Origin of the sequence: Siminovitchia fordii DSM 16014 = CIP 108821 (assembly GCF_000374565.1) — a bacterium.
Lineage (GTDB): Bacteria > Bacillota > Bacilli > Bacillales > Bacillaceae_C > Siminovitchia > Siminovitchia fordii.
In genome coordinates this window covers 129,557-149,461 of record NZ_KB894686.1, presented here as the reverse complement: position 1 = coordinate 149,461, position 19,905 = coordinate 129,557, and the positions used below count along the sequence as shown (strand labels likewise).

General features: G+C 41.9%; 20 protein-coding genes, 1 other RNA gene and 1 other annotated feature. Of the genes, 5 read left to right on the top strand and 16 right to left on the bottom strand.

Annotated elements, in window-relative coordinates; translation table 11 throughout:
- Window positions 1–13: 13 nt before the first annotated feature.
- Genes C509_RS0104695 through C509_RS0104685 form a run of 3 tightly spaced genes read right to left on the bottom strand, consistent with a single transcriptional unit; the run spans window position 14 to window position 2,262 of the window.
- Window positions 14–1,156, bottom strand: coding sequence for a cysteine desulfurase family protein (locus C509_RS0104695; protein ID WP_018705755.1), 1,143 nt, complete (start codon window positions 1,154–1,156; stop codon window positions 14–16).
- A 21-nt stretch (window positions 1,157–1,177) separates the two neighbouring features.
- Window positions 1,178–1,597, bottom strand: a complete 420-nt coding sequence (cymR, locus tag C509_RS0104690) for a cysteine metabolism transcriptional regulator CymR (RefSeq protein WP_018705754.1) — start codon at window positions 1,595–1,597, stop codon at window positions 1,178–1,180.
- On the bottom strand, window positions 1,594–2,262 hold the full coding sequence (locus tag C509_RS0104685; RefSeq protein ID WP_018705753.1) for a YczE/YyaS/YitT family protein: 669 nt from the start codon (window positions 2,260–2,262) through the stop codon (window positions 1,594–1,596). Before C509_RS0104685 ends, cymR begins: the two co-directional genes overlap by 4 nt.
- Window positions 2,263–2,380: 118 nt before the next feature.
- Between C509_RS0104685 and C509_RS0104680 the strand changes: the two genes are divergently transcribed.
- Window positions 2,381–3,658 carry a replication-associated recombination protein A gene (locus C509_RS0104680; protein ID WP_018705752.1) on the top strand — a complete coding sequence of 426 codons (1,278 nt, stop codon included), beginning with the start codon at window positions 2,381–2,383 and terminating at the stop codon, window positions 3,656–3,658.
- 29 nt (window positions 3,659–3,687) lie between these two features.
- On the opposite strand, the gene C509_RS0104675 is transcribed toward C509_RS0104680, so the two are convergent.
- The 4 genes from C509_RS0104675 to C509_RS0104660 all read right to left on the bottom strand — a co-directional run bounded on the left by C509_RS0104675 (window position 3,688) and on the right by C509_RS0104660 (window position 5,541).
- Window positions 3,688–4,452: a tRNA threonylcarbamoyladenosine dehydratase gene (locus C509_RS0104675; protein WP_018705751.1), complete on the bottom strand. Its 765-nt coding sequence runs from the start codon at window positions 4,450–4,452 to the stop codon at window positions 3,688–3,690.
- Window positions 4,453–4,662: 210 nt separating this feature from the next.
- Window positions 4,663–4,851, bottom strand: a non-coding RNA gene (ssrS, locus tag C509_RS25370) — 6S RNA.
- A 203-nt stretch (window positions 4,852–5,054) separates the two neighbouring features.
- Entirely contained in the window at window positions 5,055–5,285 is a 231-nt protein-coding gene (locus tag C509_RS0104665) for a hypothetical protein (protein WP_018705749.1), read from the bottom strand.
- A gap of 4 nt (window positions 5,286–5,289) precedes the next feature.
- The gene (locus C509_RS0104660) at window positions 5,290–5,541 is read right to left on the bottom strand and encodes a hypothetical protein (protein ID WP_018705748.1); all 252 of its coding nucleotides are present in this window, start codon (window positions 5,539–5,541) and stop codon (window positions 5,290–5,292) included.
- A gap of 316 nt (window positions 5,542–5,857) precedes the next feature.
- Between C509_RS0104660 and C509_RS0104655 the strand changes: the two genes are divergently transcribed.
- The gene (locus C509_RS0104655; RefSeq protein ID WP_018705747.1) at window positions 5,858–6,322 is read left to right on the top strand and encodes an Hsp20/alpha crystallin family protein; all 465 of its coding nucleotides are present in this window, start codon (window positions 5,858–5,860) and stop codon (window positions 6,320–6,322) included.
- Window positions 6,323–6,324: 2 nt separating this feature from the next.
- On the opposite strand, the gene C509_RS0104650 is transcribed toward C509_RS0104655, so the two are convergent.
- Window positions 6,325–6,546, bottom strand: coding sequence for a hypothetical protein (locus C509_RS0104650; protein WP_018705746.1), 222 nt, complete (start codon window positions 6,544–6,546; stop codon window positions 6,325–6,327).
- A 62-nt stretch (window positions 6,547–6,608) separates the two neighbouring features.
- Here C509_RS0104650 and C509_RS25005 point away from each other — a divergent pair, with 62 nt between their 5' ends.
- Window positions 6,609–7,445: a hypothetical protein gene (locus tag C509_RS25005; protein ID WP_018705745.1), complete on the top strand. Its 837-nt coding sequence runs from the start codon at window positions 6,609–6,611 to the stop codon at window positions 7,443–7,445.
- Between the two features lie 138 nt (window positions 7,446–7,583).
- Here C509_RS25005 and aspS read toward each other — a convergent pair whose 3' ends face one another.
- From aspS to C509_RS25975, 3 genes are all read right to left on the bottom strand, one after another.
- The gene (aspS, locus tag C509_RS0104640) at window positions 7,584–9,356 is read right to left on the bottom strand and encodes an aspartate--tRNA ligase (RefSeq protein ID WP_018705744.1); all 1,773 of its coding nucleotides are present in this window, start codon (window positions 9,354–9,356) and stop codon (window positions 7,584–7,586) included.
- Window positions 9,357–9,369: 13 nt separating this feature from the next.
- Window positions 9,370–10,638, bottom strand: a complete 1,269-nt coding sequence (gene hisS / locus C509_RS0104635; RefSeq protein ID WP_018705743.1) for a histidine--tRNA ligase — start codon at window positions 10,636–10,638, stop codon at window positions 9,370–9,372.
- 62 nt (window positions 10,639–10,700) lie between these two features.
- Window positions 10,701–10,926 (bottom strand) — a binding site (T-box leader).
- 52 nt (window positions 10,927–10,978) lie between these two features.
- Window positions 10,979–11,155 carry a hypothetical protein gene (locus C509_RS25975; RefSeq protein WP_018705742.1) on the bottom strand — a complete coding sequence of 59 codons (177 nt, stop codon included), beginning with the start codon at window positions 11,153–11,155 and terminating at the stop codon, window positions 10,979–10,981.
- A gap of 165 nt (window positions 11,156–11,320) precedes the next feature.
- Between C509_RS25975 and C509_RS23345 the strand changes: the two genes are divergently transcribed.
- Together C509_RS23345 and C509_RS26390 are read left to right on the top strand one after the other, a co-directional pair.
- Complete coding sequence (locus C509_RS23345; protein ID WP_018705741.1) at window positions 11,321–12,577, top strand: N-acetylmuramoyl-L-alanine amidase family protein; 1,257 nt, start codon at window positions 11,321–11,323, stop codon at window positions 12,575–12,577.
- 213 nt (window positions 12,578–12,790) lie between these two features.
- Window positions 12,791–12,931 (top strand): hypothetical protein, encoded by a 141-nt coding sequence (locus C509_RS26390; protein WP_169509176.1) that lies wholly within the window; start codon window positions 12,791–12,793, stop codon window positions 12,929–12,931.
- Window positions 12,932–13,062: 131 nt separating this feature from the next.
- Here the strand turns inward: C509_RS26390 and dtd are convergent, their stop codons facing one another.
- The 5 genes from dtd to C509_RS0104600 all read right to left on the bottom strand — a co-directional run bounded on the left by dtd (window position 13,063) and on the right by C509_RS0104600 (window position 19,815).
- A complete protein-coding gene (gene dtd, locus C509_RS0104620) occupies window positions 13,063–13,506 on the bottom strand; it encodes a D-aminoacyl-tRNA deacylase (protein WP_018705740.1) in 444 nt (147 codons plus the stop codon).
- 16 nt (window positions 13,507–13,522) lie between these two features.
- Window positions 13,523–15,712, bottom strand: a complete 2,190-nt coding sequence (locus C509_RS0104615) for a RelA/SpoT family protein (protein ID WP_018705739.1) — start codon at window positions 15,710–15,712, stop codon at window positions 13,523–13,525.
- Window positions 15,713–15,917: 205 nt separating this feature from the next.
- Entirely contained in the window at window positions 15,918–16,430 is a 513-nt protein-coding gene (locus C509_RS0104610; protein ID WP_018705738.1) for an adenine phosphoribosyltransferase, read from the bottom strand.
- Window positions 16,421–18,790, bottom strand: a complete 2,370-nt coding sequence (gene recJ, locus C509_RS0104605) for a single-stranded-DNA-specific exonuclease RecJ (protein ID WP_018705737.1) — start codon at window positions 18,788–18,790, stop codon at window positions 16,421–16,423. Before recJ ends, C509_RS0104610 begins: the two co-directional genes overlap by 10 nt.
- Window positions 18,791–18,888: 98 nt before the next feature.
- A complete protein-coding gene (locus tag C509_RS0104600; RefSeq protein ID WP_018705736.1) occupies window positions 18,889–19,815 on the bottom strand; it encodes a cation diffusion facilitator family transporter in 927 nt (308 codons plus the stop codon).
- Between the last annotated feature and the right edge of the window lie 90 nt (window positions 19,816–19,905).

Genomic DNA, 19,905 nt, shown 5'->3' with positions numbered 1-19,905 from the left:
CATCTTCTTCCTTTCATATGGTAAGCCTTCGAACAATTTCAGCTGTCCTCTTAGCTGCTTCTTTGGCTTCTTCCTTAGTATTGCCAAGCCCGAAACTGAAGCGGATTGAATTGCGTGTCCGTTCCGATCCGTCGCCAAACATCGCTGTCAATACATGGGAGGGCTCAACAGAACCAGCTGTACATGCGGAGCCGCTTGATGCTGCAATTCCTGCAAGATCAAGATTCACAAGAAGTGATTCCACATCCGTACCAGGAAAGCTGATATTCAGAAGATGAGGAATCGATTCCTCCGTTGAACCATTGATTGTAAAATCAACCTTTTCATCATCAAGTGTCTGAAGAAATTGATCCTTAAGGTGCTTATATGCTTTCCTTTTTTCTTCCAGCATCCTTGAGGTAATGGAAGCAACTTCAGCAAAACCTGCAATGGATACGAGGTTTTCTGTACCCGGACGTCTTTTCAACTCCTGCTCTCCGCCATAAAACAAGGAATCGATCCTTGTTCCATTCTTGATATAGAGAAACCCGACGCCCTTTGGCCCGTTTATTTTATGTGCAGAAGCGGACAAAAGATCAACTTGAAGATCATTCACATCAATTTCTTCAGTTCCATAAGCCTGTACAGCATCCGTATGAAAATAGGCCTGGTGGCCTTCTAATAACGAACCGATTTCCTTGATTGGCTGAATGGTCCCCACTTCATTGTTTGCATACATGATCGAGACAAGGATTGTGTCGTCCCGAAGAGTTTTTTCTATATCTTTCACGTGAATCAATCCATTTTCACCAGGTTGTACATAGGTTACTTCATACCCTTCCCTCTCAAGGAAGTGACAGGCATGGAGTACGGCATGATGTTCAATGGACGACGTGATAATATGCTTCCCATTACTACGATTCGCGATGGCTGTACCTATGATTGCGAGATTATCCGCTTCCGTCCCACCGCTCGTAAAGACGAGTTCATTAACATTTGCATGAATTGTCCGGGCTATCTTCGCCCTGGCATCATCCAGCAAATGCCGGGCCTGGCGCCCTAAAGCATGGATACTGGACGGGTTTCCGTATATTTCCTTCATTACAGCTGTCATTTTCTCGACAGCCTGAGGATGGAGCGGTGTTGTTGCGGCATGATCCAAATAAATATTATTCATTGTTCCCACCAATTTTTTAGATTAGATATAAAACATATATGGTTGTACCTGGCCTTCGTCTTCATGATTGGCCAAATCTTCAACAGTCGTGCTGTCCAAAACATCTTTTACTGCGTCGCGTATTCTTATCCATAATGCCCTTTTAGCAGGTTCTTCATCCTCAATACCTTCTACAGGGCTGATAGGGCCTTCCAATACACGGATGATATCACCGGCCGTAATTTCTGAAGGCTCCTTCGCCAAAATGTAACCGCCGTATGCTCCCCTTACGCTTTTGACTAATCCCGCATTCCGAAGAGGACCAGCAAGCTGCTCCAAATAATGTTCGGAAAGATTATGAGATTGTGCGATCGATTTTAAGGATATGGGTCCTTCTCCATATCTTTTTCCAAGTTCAATCATGATTGTCAGACCATAACGACCTTTGGTAGAAATTTTCATACACTTGCACCCCGTTCGATTTCTTTCACTTTTTCGTTTTCCACAGAATCTCTAAGCCATTTATGTGTAAGTGTCCGGCATTGCGGCAAAGCAATGCCGATGAAAGTGCCTGCAACAATACTGAATACGATTGTTCCTATAAAAACAGGGCCTCCAAGCAGCCAACCGATTGCAAGCACACCAATCTCCATCAGCCGCCTTGCATTGGAGACTTTCCATTTCGTCTTGGCAGTCAAAGCGAGCATAAAGCTGTCTCTTGGACCGGCTCCAAACTCTGCTGATAAATAGATTCCCATGCCGTATGCATAAACAACCATTCCAACTAAAAACATGACAGCTTTTCCTTGCCACGATTGCGGCTCTGTCATAAACGGCAAGAGCATATACATATCAATAAAAATGCCAACTAAAATCATATTTAAATAAGCTCCGAACTTCGGCCACTCTTTCATCATGATCCCGGCAGAACCCAGGACGATAAACCCGACAATAATACTCCAGGTACCGATTGTCAAGCCGAATTGGTAATAGAGGCCGACATGAAGAACATCCCAAGGAGCGGCACCTAAATCAGCCACGATCGTCAGCGTGATTCCAAGGGCCATGATAAGCAATCCAACAGAAAATAAGACGAATCTTTTTTGTAAATGCTGCTTTCTCTTCATTCCTCTACCCCTTTGCATTACTCCATTATAGCATATAAGCAAGTTAAAATGCATATGGGAGGCAAGTTTGGTATGATAGAAGCAACAAAGAATAGAACAGCAGTTTGGAGAGGATGTCATGAACTCACAACCTTTGGCTTTTCGGATGCGTCCAAGAACAATTGATGAAGTAGTCGGACAGGAGCATCTTGTTGGCGAAGGAAAGATCATCTCTAGGATGGTAAAAGCAAAACAACTCTCATCCATGATTTTATATGGCCCTCCCGGCATTGGAAAAACTTCGATTGCAAGTGCCATCGCTGGAAGTACAAAGTATGCATTCCGATCATTAAATGCAGTGACAAATAATAAAAAGGATATGGAAATTGTGGCTGCCGAAGCAAAAATGAGCGGGAAGGTCATACTATTATTGGATGAGGTGCACCGCCTTGACAAGGCGAAGCAGGATTTCCTTCTGCCATATTTGGAAAACGGCATGATTATTCTGGTCGGAGCGACAACAAGTAACCCATACCATGCAATCAATCCAGCAATAAGAAGCCGATGCCAGATTTTCGAACTTTTCCCTTTAGAAAAGTCTGATATGGTCAAAGCCATTGAAACGGCACTCCATGATGAAGAACGCGGTCTCGGCAAATATAAGATTGATTTGGATCAGAATGCGCTTCACCATTTTGCTGCCGCAAGCAGCGGAGATGTAAGAAGTGCGTTGAATGCCCTTGAATTGGCTGTCCTTTCAACAGAAACTGATATTGACGGGGTAATCCACATTACAGTGGAAGTCGCGGAAGAATGCCTTCAGAAAAAAGCTTTCTCTCATGACAAAGACGGAGACGCGCATTATGATGTTTTAAGCGCTTTTCAAAAATCAATCCGTGGAAGCGATGTTAATGCGGCATTGCATTACTTAGGAAGAATGATTGAGGCTGGCGATTTACCAAGCATCTCAAGACGTTTGCTTGTCACCGCATATGAAGATATAGGATTGGCTAATCCGCAAGCCGGTCCCAGGGCACTCGCAGCAGTACAGACAGCGGAAAAAATAGGTTTTCCTGAAGCCCGAATTCCTTTGGCGAACGCAGTGATTGAATTATGCTTATCTCCGAAATCCAACTCTGCCTATAAAGCGATGGACGAAGCGTTAAGTGATATCAGATCAGGAAAAAGCGGAGAAGTTCCCCTTCATTTGAAAGATGCTCACTACAAAGGAGCGGAAGCATTAGGCAGGGGGATTGACTACAAATATCCTCACAACTATGAATCAGGATGGGTTAAACAACAATATCTCCCAGACAAATTAAAAGGCAAAGAATATTACAAGCCCTTAAAAACGGGGAAATTCGAACAAGCCTTGGCAGCTGTCTATGAAAAGATCAATCAAAATGGAATAAAATAACCAACGGGACCGCAAGGTCCCGTCAATTTCTAACCATTATTAACTCGCTCAATATGAATATCTTTCAACAGATTCCTTACAACATGGCTGGCCATGATAAGCCCAGCGGCTGAAGGAACGAAGGCGTTCGATGAAGGGGGCATTTTGGCTTTCCTTATTACCGAATCTTGTTTTCCGACTTCCGTAACGACCTCTTCTTTTACAACGATCGGGCTTTCATCCGAAAATACGACGGGAACCCCTTTTTTGATCCCCTCTTTCCTAAGCCTTGTTCTGATCACCTTTGCAATCGGATCTGTATGTGTTTTGAATATATCCTTGATCATGAATCTCGTTGGATCCATCTTGTTTGCGGCTCCCATACTTGAGATCATCGGTATATCCCTTTTAAGACATTCTTTTATTAGATGAATTTTATAAGAAATCGTATCTGATGCGTCCACAACAAAATCAAGATCATGCGAAAAAAATTCCTCATATGTTTCTTCGGTATAAAACATCTTTAAAGCCACTACTTCACATTCCGGATTAATATCATTGATCCTTTCTTTCATCAAATCCGCTTTTGGCTGTCCAATAGTGGACAACAAGGCTATGATCTGTCTGTTGACATTCGTAATATCGACATTATCTTTATCAACAAGTATTAATTTTCCAACTCCAGACCTTGCCAAGGCCTCAGCGGAAAATGAACCCACTCCGCCAATCCCAAGAACAGCGACAGTGCTGTTTTTCAATATATCCAACCCTTCTTTTCCAATTGCCAATTCATTGCGCGAAAACTGATGTAACATGAAAATCATCTCCAAATTCGAATGGACTCTGGAATTAGATTAAAGGAAAATAAAAACATTGGCAAGCAAATAACAGGGGTACCTTTAACACCTTCAGCTCTTACTCCATATTTGCATGATCAAACGATTAAAAAAATTGAACAATTTCGATTCAATCATTCCGAAAAACAAAAAACAATCCGCAATAAAGCGGATTGTTTTTACAAAGTGAAAAGTCCCGATTGTGCCGTTTTTTATGATCCTTTGTTTTGAACCCGCTCTCAGCAGGTGGGTGCTCTGCTCCAAATCTCAAGCGTCCTTTTACCAAAGGCTTGCCATCGATATGGAAACTCCAAGCTCCCGTAGTTAAAACTTGTCGGTCAAAACGATAAGGTATTTAAACGAACACATCAGGACTTTTCTGATTGATTAAATATTATCACAGGCACAAAAATATATCAATCGAAATCATGCTGGATAATCTTCCATACAGAGCCAACCTTGCTAATCCAATTGATAAAAGTTAAGCTAACTGTTCTTATACAACGGAATTCTGCCCCTAGCCCAATCATACAATAAGGCGAACCTCTTTCGGTTCGCCTTTCTGAACATATTTACCGTTTTTATATAACACTTGTCTTCTGTGAATTAGAGTCATTGACATCTTGGTCATTGACAAGATTGAGCGGGACATTCATGATCGAAAAGTCGCCGTTTTCTTCCCCTAAACCATAGTTTTGTTTATTGGACAGAAAAACATCAAACCTCGCAGAAGCTGCTAAGTTTACGGATGCGTTTCGATCCATTGTATTGACTTTAAATACCAACAGGTTTATGACTACAGGTCCAAACACTATATCACCCTTTCCCCCTCATCTTAGGCAAGGCATTAAAGGTGGATGGAGAATCCACTAGATCACGGTCATCAATAAATCCTTGCGGACTAAAAAAGGCACTGTCATCTCCAAAGTTCTGTCCAAAACCTTGTGTTTTCTTATCCGAATTATTCCAATTAGCCAACAAGTTTTGGCCTATATTAACGGCAGATGCGTTCTCGAAGGAATTTATCTTTAACATATATATATTTATATTAATAGATCCCCCATTCATGCATGGCCCCTCCCTCCTTTTAGTGAATATATTACAAAGCTCTTCCATATATGAGATAAATGCGAAAGAACCCGCCCCCTCTGAAGTGTAAAGAATTGGAGTAATGAATGGATCCCAGTGTTAATACATATATAAAAGGATAGTCAAAAATGAAATTCTTCTTCGTACTAACTTTGAAGATCAAGCCAGCACTTTAAATTAGGGAAGTCCGGTATGCTTGAACGGTGGTTCAGTCAAGTCCTCCATTACGAACATACTTGTGCAACTTATCCTATTCCTGTCCAAGTAAAATGATAAATGTTTGGAGGTAGGAATAATGGACCTGGAAAAACTGAAACAGTGGATGGAAATGGCACAAAAATACCAAAACGGAAACTTTTGGGATGCCATTTTCGACCAATTTATGGATACGTCGGGGCAAAACTCTCAGCGATATCCAATAAGTTCACAGGCAAGCAGACCTTCGACCAAATTCCCGTTAGTAGATATTTATTTAACGGACACACAAATAATGGTTATCATTGAATTACCAGGTCTTCAGAAAGACGAGGTTCAGCTATCACTCTCGGGAACTAAGCTGCTTGTCAAAGGAATAAGTAAAAAACCGATTGTTTCAGGATCCCCCTTTCTAGCTGAACGGCATCATGGAGAATTTGAGAGGGTTATTGAGCTGCCAGAACCTGCTGATCATAAAGATGTACAAGCTAAATTTGAGAGCGGCCTCCTATTTGTGACATATAAGAAAAGATATACCCAACAAGAAAATATACCTATCCAGTAGATTTACTTTTTCAGGCCATTATTATCGATAAAATCAGAATCTTCTACAACCGAAATAGGATAATTTTGTATTACTCCATCGCCACTTTGCTCCCCAAATCCTTCATTTCGATGGTTGAAAACATGGTTTCCATGCGAATTTGTACTGCCTAAAGTAACGGAAGATCTCCTGTCTATTGACCGAATGTGCAAGCCATGCAAATTAATGGTCGTTTTTGCTTTCATTTTGAACAACCCCTTTCATTTTAGAACAACATTCTTTTAAACAATAAAGGTGTGAATTGATAATGCCTATAAAAGGTTTATTCAACCGAAATGAAAATAATGATGAGGAAATACAGAAACTCACGAAAAGGGTACAGACACTTGAACAACAAGTGAAAAAAATAAATTCAATAGATGTACATATGAACAGGCTTCTTAAACTGGAGAGTAAGTGGAAAAAAGAAACCATATCCTCCCAATATGACTATAATGAACGGAATAGAATTCCCAAGAGATCAGATAAGGAAACAACTAAAAAACGAGAAGCATATATTACGGTGGATGAGCACTTTTTAACGCAATTGTCCAAGTTTATTTCAGAAACGCTGGCACCCATCCAATCCAAAGTAAACAGTTTGGATGAGCGGTTAGCTGTTATGGAAGGGCATTTTGCCATAATGGAGGGGATCATAGAAGAAAACAGGCAACAGACAATAGAACTAAAGGACGAATTAGAAAAGCTTAAAAAGAATTCCATTCCGAAAAAGGACGAACAATCTGTCGTCATACGAGAAATAAAGGTTGATAAAATTTTATTGGATAAATATGAGCAAAACAATAATTTCGGTTCTTTGGGAATTAAGGATTTAGGCGGACAGCTCAACATAGGGGCAACATATGGATCAAGTACACTTCCCACAGAAATTGCTGAAGATTTAAAAGCTGATTTTGAAAGCTTCAAGCAAGAAAATGAAGATAAGGAAGATGCTGGGGATGAGTCTAGTGTGGAAGACAGTGAAGAATCCAGTTGGCAATCTAGTGAGGAATCCAATGAGAGGTTCAGTGAACACCAAGACGCTAGAGAACAAAAACGGGTTATCGATGATAATGACGACTTCACAGAAATTTCCATTGAGTAACGGAAAGTAGGCCGACTTCTTTAAATGCCGGACCTGCTTTCCTTTTTGTATTCACTTTAATAACCAAGGTGTTGGTGGCTAAGTTATCTTGTCAAAACAATAACAAGGGGCCTTGCGTTTTTGCTTCAACCTTTTATATTATATTTTCTTCTCTCCAACTTGAAGATGAAGTTCTTTCAATTGCTTACTGTCTACCTCGTCCGGTGCTTTCATCAGAAGATCGCTTGCACTTGCTGTTTTTGGAAAAGCAATGGTGTCTCTAAGGCTGGATCGTCCGGCAAGAACCATAACCATCCTATCAAGGCCAAGCGCAATCCCTCCATGCGGTGGAGTGCCATATTCGAAAGCTTCAAGCAAAAATCCGAATTGTTCCCGAGCTTCCTCTTCCGAAAACCCGAGTGCTTTGAACATTTTTTCCTGGATATCCCTTTCGAAAATCCTCAAGGAACCTCCTCCGAGTTCATACCCGTTTAAGACAAGGTCATAGGCCTGCGCGCGTACAAGCTCAGGCTTTGCTTCAAGCAACTCGACGTCCTCCCTGACAGGCATTGTAAATGGATGGTGTGCTGCTGTGTATCGCCCTTCCTCTTCATCATATTCCAATAACGGCCAGTCTACGACCCAAAGGAAGTTGAATTTGCTTTCATCGATAAGCCCAAGGTCTTTTCCAAGCTTCAACCTTAAGGCATTGAGAGAGTCAGCCACAACGCTCTTTTTGTCCGCAACATAAAGAATCAAATCGCCGATTTCTGCATCAAGGACAGAGGTAAGCTGCTTCACTTCCTCTTCATCAAAGAATTTGGCAATTGGTCCTTTGATCCCGTCCTCTTCGACCTTCATCCAGGCAAGCCCTTTTGCTCCATAAATGGATGCATATTCGCCCAGCGCATCAATATCTTTTCTGGAGTATTTTTCAGCTGCCTGCTTTACAACAATGGCTTTCACCTGTCCTCCAGATTCGACCGCCCCGGAAAAAACCTTGAAATTAGAGTTTTTGACGATTTCGGAAACGTCCTGAAGTTCCATTTCAAAACGAGTATCAGGTTTATCGGAACCGAAACGGGCCATCGCCTCATCATATGTTATGACTGGAAACGGAGAAGGAACCTCAATGCCTTTTACATCTTTCATGACTTTGGCCATCATCTTTTCTGTCATATCCATAATGTCCTTCTGGTTCATGAAGCTAGTTTCAATATCCACCTGTGTAAATTCAGGTTGACGGTCCGCCCTTAGATCCTCATCCCTGAAACAGCGGGCAATTTGGTAATATTTATCAAATCCACTGACCATTAACAGCTGCTTGAACAACTGAGGTGACTGCGGCAATGCATAAAATTCCCCAGGATGAACCCGGCTTGGGACAAGGTAATCCCTTGCACCTTCTGGTGTGCTTTTTGTCAGCATCGGCGTTTCGATATCAAGAAAACCATTCTCATCCAAGTAATTCCGAATCGTTTTTGTAATATCATGGCGCATCTTGAATACTTCGAACATCTCAGGCCTGCGTAAATCCAAATAGCGGTATTTTAACCGTATGTCTTCTGCAGCTTCCGTCCTGTCCTCGATCATGAACGGAGGGGTTTTTGCCTTATTGATAATGTTCACGTTATTAACAATCACTTCAATTGTCCCTGTGTTGATTTTGGGATTAAAAGTCGCTTCATCCCGCTTAACCACTTCTCCGCTTACATCAATAACAAACTCATTACGGATTGTTTCCGCTGTTTCCAAAGCTTCTTTTGAAATTTCTGGATTAAAAACAATTTGAACGACACCCGTACGGTCGCGTAAATCGATGAATATCAATCCGCCCAAATCACGGCGTCTTTGAACCCACCCTTTTAAATTAACAGCTTCTCCAATTGCACTTTCTGTAATTTCTCCACAGTAATACGTTCTTCCATACATGAGCAGACTCTCCTTATTTTCCTCTGATTAAAAAATCAACAATATTTTCAAGCGGAACAATTTCTTGATCGCCCGTTTGCAGATCTTTAACTGCCGCTTTTCCTTTTTCCAGTTCATCCTCCCCTATAATAAGGGCATGCTTGGCATTCATTCGTTCTGCGGCCTTGAACTGGGCTTTCATCTTGCGCCCCATATAATCTTTCTCCGCGGAAAGACCTTCCCTCCGAATCTCCTGCAAAAGAGGGACAGCATAATCCATCGCTTTTTCTCCAAGTGCGATAATATAACAATCAATGGATTCCTCATGAGGAGGTAAAACCCCTTCTGCTTCGAGTGCGCTTATAAGTCTTTCGATGCTTAACGCAAATCCGATTCCCGGCTGGTCAGGACCGCCTACGTCCTGCACAAGCCCATTGTATCTTCCACCACCGCATAAAGTGGTAATAGCACCGAAGCCTTCTGCATCACTCATAATTTCAAAAGCCGTGTGGTTGTAATAATCCAAGCCTCTAACAAGGGTCGGGTCCACCACATATTCTATCTCCATGTCTTCCAGATATTTTTTTACTTTATCAAAATAATCCCGTGATTCATCATTCAAATAATCCAGTATTGAAGGTGCAGAAGACATAAGTTCATGCTCACGGTCCCGTTTGCAATCCAGGATTCTCAGTGGATTCGTTTCAAGGCGGTGCCTGCAATCTTCACAGAATTCTCCAATTCTAGGTTTGAAATGAGCGATTAACGCATCCCTGTGCGCCTTCCTGCTCGCACTGTCACCCAAGCTGTTGAGAACAAGGCGCAGCTTTTTTAAACCTAGCTCCCTGTAAAGCTCCATCGCGAGTGATATGACTTCCGCATCTATGGCCGGATCATCGCTTCCAATTGCCTCCACCCCAAATTGTACAAACTGGCGGTAACGGCCGGCTTGCGGACGTTCATAACGAAACATCGGCCCTAAATAATATAGCTTGACAGGTTGGACCGTTTGTCCGTACATTTTATTTTCGGCGTAAGACCGTACAACAGCTGCCGTACCTTCCGGACGCAGCGTCAGACTCCGGCTTCCTCTGTCTTCGAACGTATACATTTCTTTCTGGACAATATCCGTCGTATCCCCAACACTCCGTTGAAAAAGTTCCGTATGTTCAAAAACCGGTGTCCTGATCTCTTTGTATAAATATCTTTTGCATATGTCTTTCGCCTTTTGTTCAATAAACTGCCATTTTTCCACTTCGCCTGGGAGTATATCCTGTGTACCTCTTGGAATTTGAATAGACAATCTCATATCTCCTTTCCATCACATCCGATAAAAAAAATACCCTCAGTCCCTTGTTTCGTAAAACAAGGGACGAGAGTATTTCCCGCGGTGCCACCCTTTTAAAAGTGATCTTTCACTTTCACTTTTCACATAACGCTGTTAGCGTCCTACTCCTACTAAGCAAAGGCTGTTCGAAGCGGAATCCTAAGGAGTGTCTTTCACTGGGGCAATTTGCGGAAATACTTTCAGCCTGGATATTTCCTCTCTGATCAAACCGTTCCCAACTACTCTCTCCCTCACCGGATGAACTATCTGTAATTATTTATATAATCATACGAAGGTATACAGAATTTGTCAATGCTTAACCCCGTTTGAGCTCTCTTTTTAATAATTGTATTCCTGAGTTGTCCCAGCCAGATTCATGCATGAATTGAGCTGGTCCTTCTTCAGATTCCCTATCAAGCAAGTTTTGTAAATCTAATCCGGCCGTATTTGGCAAAGCCGACCCTGCGTAACGACTTTTTTCATTAATCCGCATAAAAATCCTCCTGGAACTGTTATTCATTTATTATTTACAATACGCAAAAATTTATAATGATGAAAAGTGGGCCATTTCTTTAGAAATAAAGAAAAACAATCAAGCACTTTTTTATTTTTACGCATCATGCGATAATGATTACCAAGAGAGAAAGGCGGTATGTTCGTGGGAAAAAGAGAGATATTGATGATTCTTGCACTCATTTTCATAATCGCCGGATGCGGCAAGGATCCGTCATTCACCATTGAAGACACCGAAACCGCCACAATTTTAGGTGAAGTGGTCAATGTCCGCGAAAAACCCGGCGCTTCTTACCCAATCATTACCCAATTAAAAAAAGGGGAAACATATCCTGTAATCGAAGAAAAAGACGACTGGTATGAAATCGAATTAAAATCAGGAGAAACCGGTTGGATAGCCGGTTGGCTGGCATCTAAAAAAGCGGGAAAAGTAAAGCCATCAAAAGGAATCATTGCTGTTCAAAACTTGAATGTCCGATCTGAGCCGAGCACTGAAAGTAATATTCTCGGCAAGCTGGAAGAAGGAGACAAAGTAAAAGTTATCGAAGAGAACAACGGGTGGTCCAAGATTCCTTTTGAATCAGGGACTGCCTGGGTTAGCAGTGAATATATCAAAGTAGCCCAAGATAAAGCGAAACGGGAACCGGCCAATGTCATGGTTCTTCATGATGATTCAAAAATTAGAAAGAAACCTGATATCGAATCAAGCATTGTCGGACAAGCATATGCTGGAGAAGTATACGAAGTCATTGACCAAAAAAATGACTGGGTTGAAGTGAAAACTTCCAAAGGAAAAAAAGGCTACATTGCAAGTTGGATTGTTTCGATGACTGACAGACCGGCCAGCCAAAGGAGACCTGGCAAAGGAATATCGGGAAAGCTCATCGTGATTGACGCAGGACATGGAGGGCATGATCAGGGTGCTGCAGGAACAAACGGAACACTTGAAAAAGACCTGACATTGAAAACGGCAAAAATGCTTAAAAAAAAGCTAGAGAAAGCCGATGCCCATGTCGTATTGACAAGAACAGGCGACAAGTATGTCCCCCTTTATGACAGGACAAACAAAGCTGCCGAGAACAGGGCGGACGCTTTTATCAGCCTGCATTATGACAGCATCGACGATTCTTCCGCTTCCGGTCATACGACATATTATTATCATTCATATGAAAGGCGGCTGGCTGATACACTCCACAGCCATTTATCCGAATCGATCCAACTGAAAGATCGGGGTTCACAGTTTGGAAATTACTATGTAATGAGGGAAAATACTCAACCGGCTGTCTTGCTTGAACTTGGGTATTTGAGCAACGAGGATGAAGAAAAAATAATAAAAACTGAAAAATACCGTAAAAAAGTTATCGAAGCGATTGTGGAAGGGCTCAATGATTATTTTAAATAAAAGAAGTATACCCGTTTTATTTAGAAGGACAGTCGACATTACTTAGACACACTACATCTTCTCAAAGAGCACCAAAATTTCAATAACCCTGAATTAAGGATCAGCAAACAATTATAGCTCAGGCTGTCGAGAAAACCTCGATGGCTTTTTGTGTATTTTGGATTATATAATTTTTCTCCTTGTTCATTTGACATCACTTAGACTAAAAAAATAGTGGAACCAAGACTCGGAAATATGGCAGAACTGTATGGAATTCTTTATTGGCCAGTTGAGGAAGTTATCCAAGCGGGCGCAGCCAACAGGCGTCTGCAAGGTAGAAGATACCATACACCTGTACCGCCAAGATTGATGTGAAAGTGTTTTTCCCTTTATATTGAGTGAAAAAACTGATGAAAAATACAAAAAATATAAAGCTTGTAGAGAAATAACAACCAATTTCTCTACAAGCTGAGCGTTAATACATATAATGCTATCCACATACTTTTTTAACTATTTCGTTCCAATACAAGGGTAACCGGCCCGTCATTGATAAGGTCCACTTCCATCATGGCTCCGAAAACGCCTGTCTCCACCTTCACACCCCTGCTCCGCAACAATTCATTAAAACGTTCATACATGGCATTCGCCATGTATGGCACGGCTGCGTCGACAAAACTTGGACGCCTGCCTTTATTACAATCGGCATATAGTGTAAACTGCGAGACTGACAGGATTTCGCCACCCACATCTTTTAATGATTGGTTCATTTTCCTATCCTCATCTTCGAAAATACGGAGATTTACGATTTTATCAGCCAGCCATTCCGCTTCTTTTTCAGTGTCCTCATGAGTGATGCCAACCAGCAGAACAAAGCCTTTACCGATGGACCCTGTCAATTTTCCTTCTGCCGTCACCTTTGCCTGTTTACATCTTTGAAGCACGATTTTCACTTTTCTAATGCTCCTTTTAGTTCATAATTCGATGGACCGCATACACGTCCGGAATCTGTTTAATTTTATCCACGACCTTATGAAGGTGGCTGATGTTATGAATGGCAATAGTCACCATGATCGTAGCCATTTTATTCCGGTCTGTCCTGCCAGTTACAGCAGTGATATTCGTTCTTGTCCCACTCACTGTCTGCAGGACTTCGTTTAAAAGTCCATGGCGATCATAGCCCAACACTTCAATATCGACATTGTACTCTTTTCGGGTATTTCCACCTTGCACCCACTCAACAGGGATGAGGCGATTTTCTTGTTCGGAGTTGGTGACATTTGGGCAATCGCATCTATGGACAGAGACACCTCTCCCCTTTGTGATGAATCCGATTATCTCATCACCTGGCACAGGATTACAGCATCGGGAAAGACGAATAAGCAAATTATCCGCTCCTTTTACCTTAACCCCAGCTTCATGTCTACCTGGACGCGGAGATTGTTTCCCCTCAGCTACAATATCTTTGACTGCCTCTTCCTCATCCCGTTTCTTTCTCCATTTATCTGTCAGCCTATTGGCAACCTGTTGTGCTGAAATCCCATTATAACCGACAGCGGCATACATATCGTCTTCGGTCGGAAAATTGAATTTCTCGGCCGTTCTTTCAATATTTTCGGGAACAAGAATATCTTTGACATCAAATTCAAGTTCTTTGATCTCTCTTTCAACCAATTCCTTGCCTTTAATGATATTCTCTTCTTTTCTCTGCTTTTTGAAAAATTGCTTTATTTTATTTTTAGCCTGAGATGTCTGTGCCAGCTTAAGCCAGTCCTGGCTCGGTCCATATGAATGTTTGGAAGTAAGGATTTCAATTATATCGCCTGTATGAAGCTTATATTCCAGCGTTACCATTTTCCCGTTGACTTTTGCACCGATGGTCTTGTTGCCGATTTCTGAGTGGATGCGGTAGGCAAAATCAATAGGGACCGATCCGGCTGGAAGTTCGATAACATCCCCTTTTGGAGTGAACACGAACACCATGTCGGAAAATAAATCGATCTTTAATGACTCCATGAATTCTTCGGCATTAGCTGATTCATTTTGAAATTCTAAAATTTCCCGAAACCAGGAGAGTTTTTTATCAAAGGAAGCCTTTTGGTCAATTGTCTTTCCTTCTTTATAAGCCCAGTGAGCTGCGATCCCGTACTCGGCAATCCTATGCATTTCTATTGTCCGTATCTGCACTTCTAACGGCTCGCCATTTGGCCCGATAACTGTTGTATGGAGCGACTGATACATATTCGGCTTGGGCATGGCAATATAATCTTTGAACCTTCCAGGCATCGGCTTCCAGCAGGTATGGATGATACCGAGAACGGCATAGCAGTCCTTGATGCTGTTCACAATTATCCGTACGGCAAGAAGATCATATATTTCGTTGAATTGTTTGTGCTGGAGAGTCATTTTCCGATAGATGGAATAAATATGCTTGGGCCGGCCATAAAGCTCAGCCTTAATCTCAACTTCTTCCAGCCGCTTTTCCACTTCATCCATAACGTTGTCCAAGTATTGCTCCCTTTCTGCCCGCTTCCGTTTCATCAGATTGACGATGCGGTAGTATTGCTGCGGGTTCAGGTATCGAAGCGATGTATCCTCCAACTCCCACTTGATTTTCGAAATCCCAAGCCTATGGGCAAGCGGAGCAAAGATTTCCAGCGTCTCATTGGCAATCCTTCTTTGTTTCTCAGGTGCCAAGTGTTTTAATGTCCGCATATTGTGGAGTCGGTCAGCAAGCTTGATCAAAATGACCCGGATATCTTTCGCCATGGCGACAAACATCTTCCTGTGATTTTCAGCCTGCTGCTCCTCATGCGATTTATATTTTATTTTCCCTAGTTTAGTGACACCATCAACAAGCATTGCCACTTCACTATTAAACTCCTCGGAAATCTGCTTGATTGTCACCTGTGTATCTTCCACTACATCGTGAAGAAAACCGGCTGCAACTGCAGCAGGATCCAATTCGAGGTCAGCAAGTATACCCGCTACTTGGACCGGATGGATAATATAAGGTTCCCCGGATTTTCGAAATTGATCCTTATGGGCCTGACGGGCAAATTCATAAGCCCTTTTAACCAGTCCGACGTGTTCCTCGTTTAAATATTTACTTGTCCGTTCAAAGACATCTTCAGCTGTTAAAATGTTATCTTTTGCCACAAGGATCACCTTTTTTATAAAAATAAAGATTATGAAAAATGTCGAATCTAAAAAGAATATATGATTACTATTATCGTTTTTTATACGTTGGTTGTAAAGAACGAGCTGTTATTTTCCATCATTTTATCAAATTATATCGAATTTTATGTAGGCAGCTATAATAAAAAGCACTCAAATAGAGAGTGCTTTTCAGTAATTTTGTGCATTAAAAAGTAATCAATGACAGAAGATCATAATTCTCAAGCTTTTTCCTTCCGTCCAAATAAGAGAGTTCAATGAGGAAAGCGATACCCGCAACAATTCCGCCCAATTCTTCAACAAGCTCGATTGTCGCTTCAATCGTCCCCCCAGTGGCTAATAAATCATCAGTAATCAAGACCCGCTGACCCTTTTTAATGGCATCCTTATGAATGGTCAAAGCATCTTTGCCGTATTCTTTTCCGTAATTCGCCTTAATTGTCTCCCTTGGAAGCTTTCCTTCTTTCCTGACCGGGGCAAAGCCGACTCCGAGGGCATAGGCAACTGGGCAGCCAATGATGAATCCGCGCGCTTCAGGACCGACGACAATATCTATTTCCTTTTGTTTGGCATATTCAACTATTTGATCTGTTGCATACCGATAAGCCTCGCCATTATCCATCAATGTCGTGATATCTTTAAATAAAATTCCTTTTTGGGGCCAATCCGGAACGATTGTAATATATTGTTTTAAGTCCATGCATCCACTTCCTCCTCATGATTAACAGGGTGTGCGACTCGCTTCTCAAACCATTGCTTTAAATCCTGATATGATGAATAGATCAGCACATTTTCCAGTTCAATATCCGCCTGTTTCTGCCGATAGGCAGGCGAATCAGATAAATCTTTCTTCATTTTAACTTGGTTAAGAACGATAATTCCATCTTTAATTGTAACAAATTCCAACTCAAAAAACACTTGAGTCATAAACTGGACTGTTTCTTTTGACCAACCACGGTAGTTTTCCAGTTCTTTACCGTATTTTCTTACATCAAACGTGCGTCTCTTCGCTAGAAAGGCATAATACCATTTAAAGTGATCTCTTGTCGGGATCGTCTTAAAAAATTGCCCCTGATCATGTAAAAAATGAGCGTATATACGATCTGGCGCCTTTCCTTCTATCAATTCTTCGAGAAGGGATAAATTCGGAGGGAGATCAAGTAATACGATGCTCTTCCCTTCGATCATCAGTTGTTTCGCCTCTTCGGAATCTGCAATCAATTTGATATTTGACTCAGCGGCATCCAACGGAAATTCTTTTATGGTTTGCTGTCTAAAAACGATGAAATAAACATTCTTTTTCGGCAAAAGTGGAAGCCAGCTGTCAGGCCGTCTTTTTCCGCGCATGTCAAACAGCTGCCAGTCCCTAATACCGGCATCTCTAATAAATATTTGCGGCTTCCTCATATTATTCCATTCGTTGATAGCCAGTTCCCCGATGACGGAAAGCTTTGCATCGGGAGAGATACTGTCTGCAAGATACCCGAGATTAAAACCGATCCCATCCAGCGTACCCCCCGCTTGTTTCAGAGTCAGCTTCAAATGATTTTGATTCGCTCCGATTTTTCTTATATCCTGAGGGACAGCTTGATCGACCATAAACCTCGGCTTCGAGTTGCCAACCCCGTATGGAGCCAGCATGTCCAGCTCTTTAATTGAATCAATACTTATTTCACTTAATGAGGCCTCTGCATCAAGATCTGTGAATGGAACCAAATCTTCTTCACTCAGCTGCTCTTTTGCTAAAAAGTTCAATTGGGCTCTAAGTTCTTCAACATCAGAGATAGAGAGCGTCATTCCAGCAGCCATTGGATGTCCTCCGAAGTGTTCAAGCAAGCTGGAACAAGACAGCAGACTTTCAAACAAATCAAAACCTTTAATACTTCTTGCAGATCCCTTGGCCTTCCCCGTTTCTGTATCATAGCCCAATACAATGGCTGGCCTGTAGTACTTTTCAGTTAGTCTTGAGGCTACAATACCGACCACTCCTGGATTCCATCCCTCTTTTCCGATGACGAGCACATGATTTTCTGAAGTCGGATAGAGTGTGTCCACCATTTCCATGGCTTCTTTCGTTATTTCCGAAACAATGTCTTTCCTTTCAGTGTTCAATTGTTCTATATCGCGAGCCAACAATTCCGCTGTCTCACCATCTTCCGATAGCAGTAGTTCAGCAGCAGGTACGGCTGAATTCAGCCTTCCCGCCGCATTCAGACGAGGACCGATTGTGAAACCGATCGTTTCTTCATTCGCTTCTGCGAGATTTACACTTGCCATCCTGCTCATTGCAGCTAATCCAGGACGTTCTGTTTGTCTGAGAACCCGTAGGCCTTTTTTGACAATAAGCCGGTTCTCTCCATGCAGGGGTACCAGGTCGGCAATCGTTCCAATAGCGACAAGGTCCAAAAGTTGTTCAGGCGCAGACCCGTATAATGCATGGGCAAGCTTAAAAGTGACACCTACTCCCGCAAGATCCGGAAACGGATAAGGGGTGTCATCATACCTCGGATGTATAATAGCAAATGCAGATGGTATTTCAGGCCTGATTTCGTGATGATCCGTGATAATCAGATCCATTCCAAGCTGTTTCGCGATTTCTGCCTCATGTACAGACGCAATTCCGGTATCTACAGTTATGATTAACTTGACTCCATTATCTGCAGCCTGGCGGAAAGCATTTTCATTCGGGCCATATCCTTCTGTAAATCGATTTGGTATGTAAAATTCAACAGAGGCTCCCAAGTCTCTTAATACCGTCATTAAAACTGCGGTGCTTGTTACACCATCAGCATCATAATCGCCATATACCAGGATCTTTTCTTGATCCTGGATTGCGCGGGAAATCCGTTCTACCGCTTTTTTCATATCCTGCATCAAATATGGATCGTGGAAGTCTTCCCGTTCAATATGTAAAAATCGATTGGCTTCAACAGGATCATCGATTCCTCTGTTTACAAGTAATGTGGCCGTTAACGGGGATATATCAAGTTTATCAGATAACATTTGAACCGCTTTCTCATCATTTTTCCGAACGATCCAGCGGGTATTTGGCTGTAACATTTTCTCACTCTCCCAGAATTCCTATTATACAAAATGGAAGAGTTCCTTTCAATTCCACAAAATACCGGCTTCTTTGCCGTACCCAATATATTGCCAATTCACCTGTCATTTGAATCATTTTTTATAGGGTCGGGTTCGGAGTAATATGGATTGATATGCACAAGCACATTATGAACATCCGGTTGGCTGAGCAGCTTTTTTTTCACATTTTTACCTACCTGATGTCCTTCAGCTACTGTTATTTCCGGATTGACAGCAATTTTCAAATCAATGATCACATAATATCCATGCTGGCGGGCATGAAGTTCATCAACTCTCTTCACATCAGGTACGGATAAAACTATTTTTTTATAAACGGTGGTTTTTTCGTCATCCAACACATGGTCCAAGGTGTTATATATAGATTCTGCCCCAAGTTTCCACGCCATTCTCATAACCATCACTGAAACAACCAAACCTGCTACCGGATCCCCAAAAACCAGCCACTCAACGTTCAGTTTATTTCCTATGATGGATGCCCCGATTCCAATCAGTGCAGCGATGGAAGAATAGACATCTGAACGATGTTCATAAGCATTTACCACCAATGCCTCACTATTGAGCTTCTTCCCTAGCCGGTATTTGTACCTAAACAATGCTTCCTTGACAATGATGGAAAATAATACCGCATAGATCGCGCTCGAACCCGGGGCTTCAAGAGGTTTGAAGAAAGATTCAAAAGAAGACTTTCCAATTTGCACTCCGACAATAAATAGAATGACAGAGACAATAATAGCCGCTACAGATTCAGCTTTTCCATGACCATAAGGATGTTCCTCATCAGGAGGCTGTTTCGCAGCCCGAAGACCTACATATACCGCCAATGATCCGGCAATGTCAGATGCTGAATGCACCGCATCGGCAATTAATGCTTTACTATTCGCTTTTATACCAAAGACTCCTTTTATAATCGTTAATAATATATTGACTATGATGCCTACCCATGCTGCAGTTTCTGCTTGCTTAAAACGATCCTTCTGCTCCATAATAACCACCCCCCATTATAATAGCTGGTATTACTTATATTGCCCTTTCCAAGAAAAAAAGCCGCATAGTCGCGGCTTTTCAAATAAAAA

Excerpts from the sequence above, each read along its gene's own strand:
- C509_RS0104695 (WP_018705755.1), bottom strand. The coding sequence starts at position 1,156 with ATGAATAATATTTATTTGGATCATGCCGCAACAACACCGCTCCATCCT.
- cymR (WP_018705754.1), bottom strand. The coding sequence starts at position 1,597 with ATGAAAATTTCTACCAAAGGTCGTTATGGTCTGACAATCATGATTGAA.
- C509_RS0104685 (WP_018705753.1), bottom strand. The coding sequence starts at position 2,262 with ATGAAGAGAAAGCAGCATTTACAAAAAAGATTCGTCTTATTTTCTGTT.
- C509_RS0104680 (WP_018705752.1), top strand. The coding sequence starts at position 2,381 with ATGAACTCACAACCTTTGGCTTTTCGGATGCGTCCAAGAACAATTGAT.
- C509_RS0104675 (WP_018705751.1), bottom strand. The coding sequence starts at position 4,452 with ATGTTACATCAGTTTTCGCGCAATGAATTGGCAATTGGAAAAGAAGGG.
- C509_RS0104660 (WP_018705748.1), bottom strand. The coding sequence starts at position 5,541 with ATGAATGGGGGATCTATTAATATAAATATATATATGTTAAAGATAAAT.
- C509_RS0104655 (WP_018705747.1), top strand. The coding sequence starts at position 5,858 with ATGGACCTGGAAAAACTGAAACAGTGGATGGAAATGGCACAAAAATAC.
- C509_RS0104650 (WP_018705746.1), bottom strand. The coding sequence starts at position 6,546 with ATGAAAGCAAAAACGACCATTAATTTGCATGGCTTGCACATTCGGTCA.
- C509_RS25005 (WP_018705745.1), top strand. The coding sequence starts at position 6,609 with ATGCCTATAAAAGGTTTATTCAACCGAAATGAAAATAATGATGAGGAA.
- aspS (WP_018705744.1), bottom strand. The coding sequence starts at position 9,356 with ATGTATGGAAGAACGTATTACTGTGGAGAAATTACAGAAAGTGCAATT.
- C509_RS25975 (WP_018705742.1), bottom strand. The coding sequence starts at position 11,155 with ATGCGGATTAATGAAAAAAGTCGTTACGCAGGGTCGGCTTTGCCAAAT.
- C509_RS0104610 (WP_018705738.1), bottom strand. The coding sequence starts at position 16,430 with ATGGACTTAAAACAATATATTACAATCGTTCCGGATTGGCCCCAAAAA.
- recJ (WP_018705737.1), bottom strand. The coding sequence starts at position 18,790 with ATGTTACAGCCAAATACCCGCTGGATCGTTCGGAAAAATGATGAGAAA.
- C509_RS0104600 (WP_018705736.1), bottom strand. The coding sequence starts at position 19,815 with ATGGAGCAGAAGGATCGTTTTAAGCAAGCAGAAACTGCAGCATGGGTA.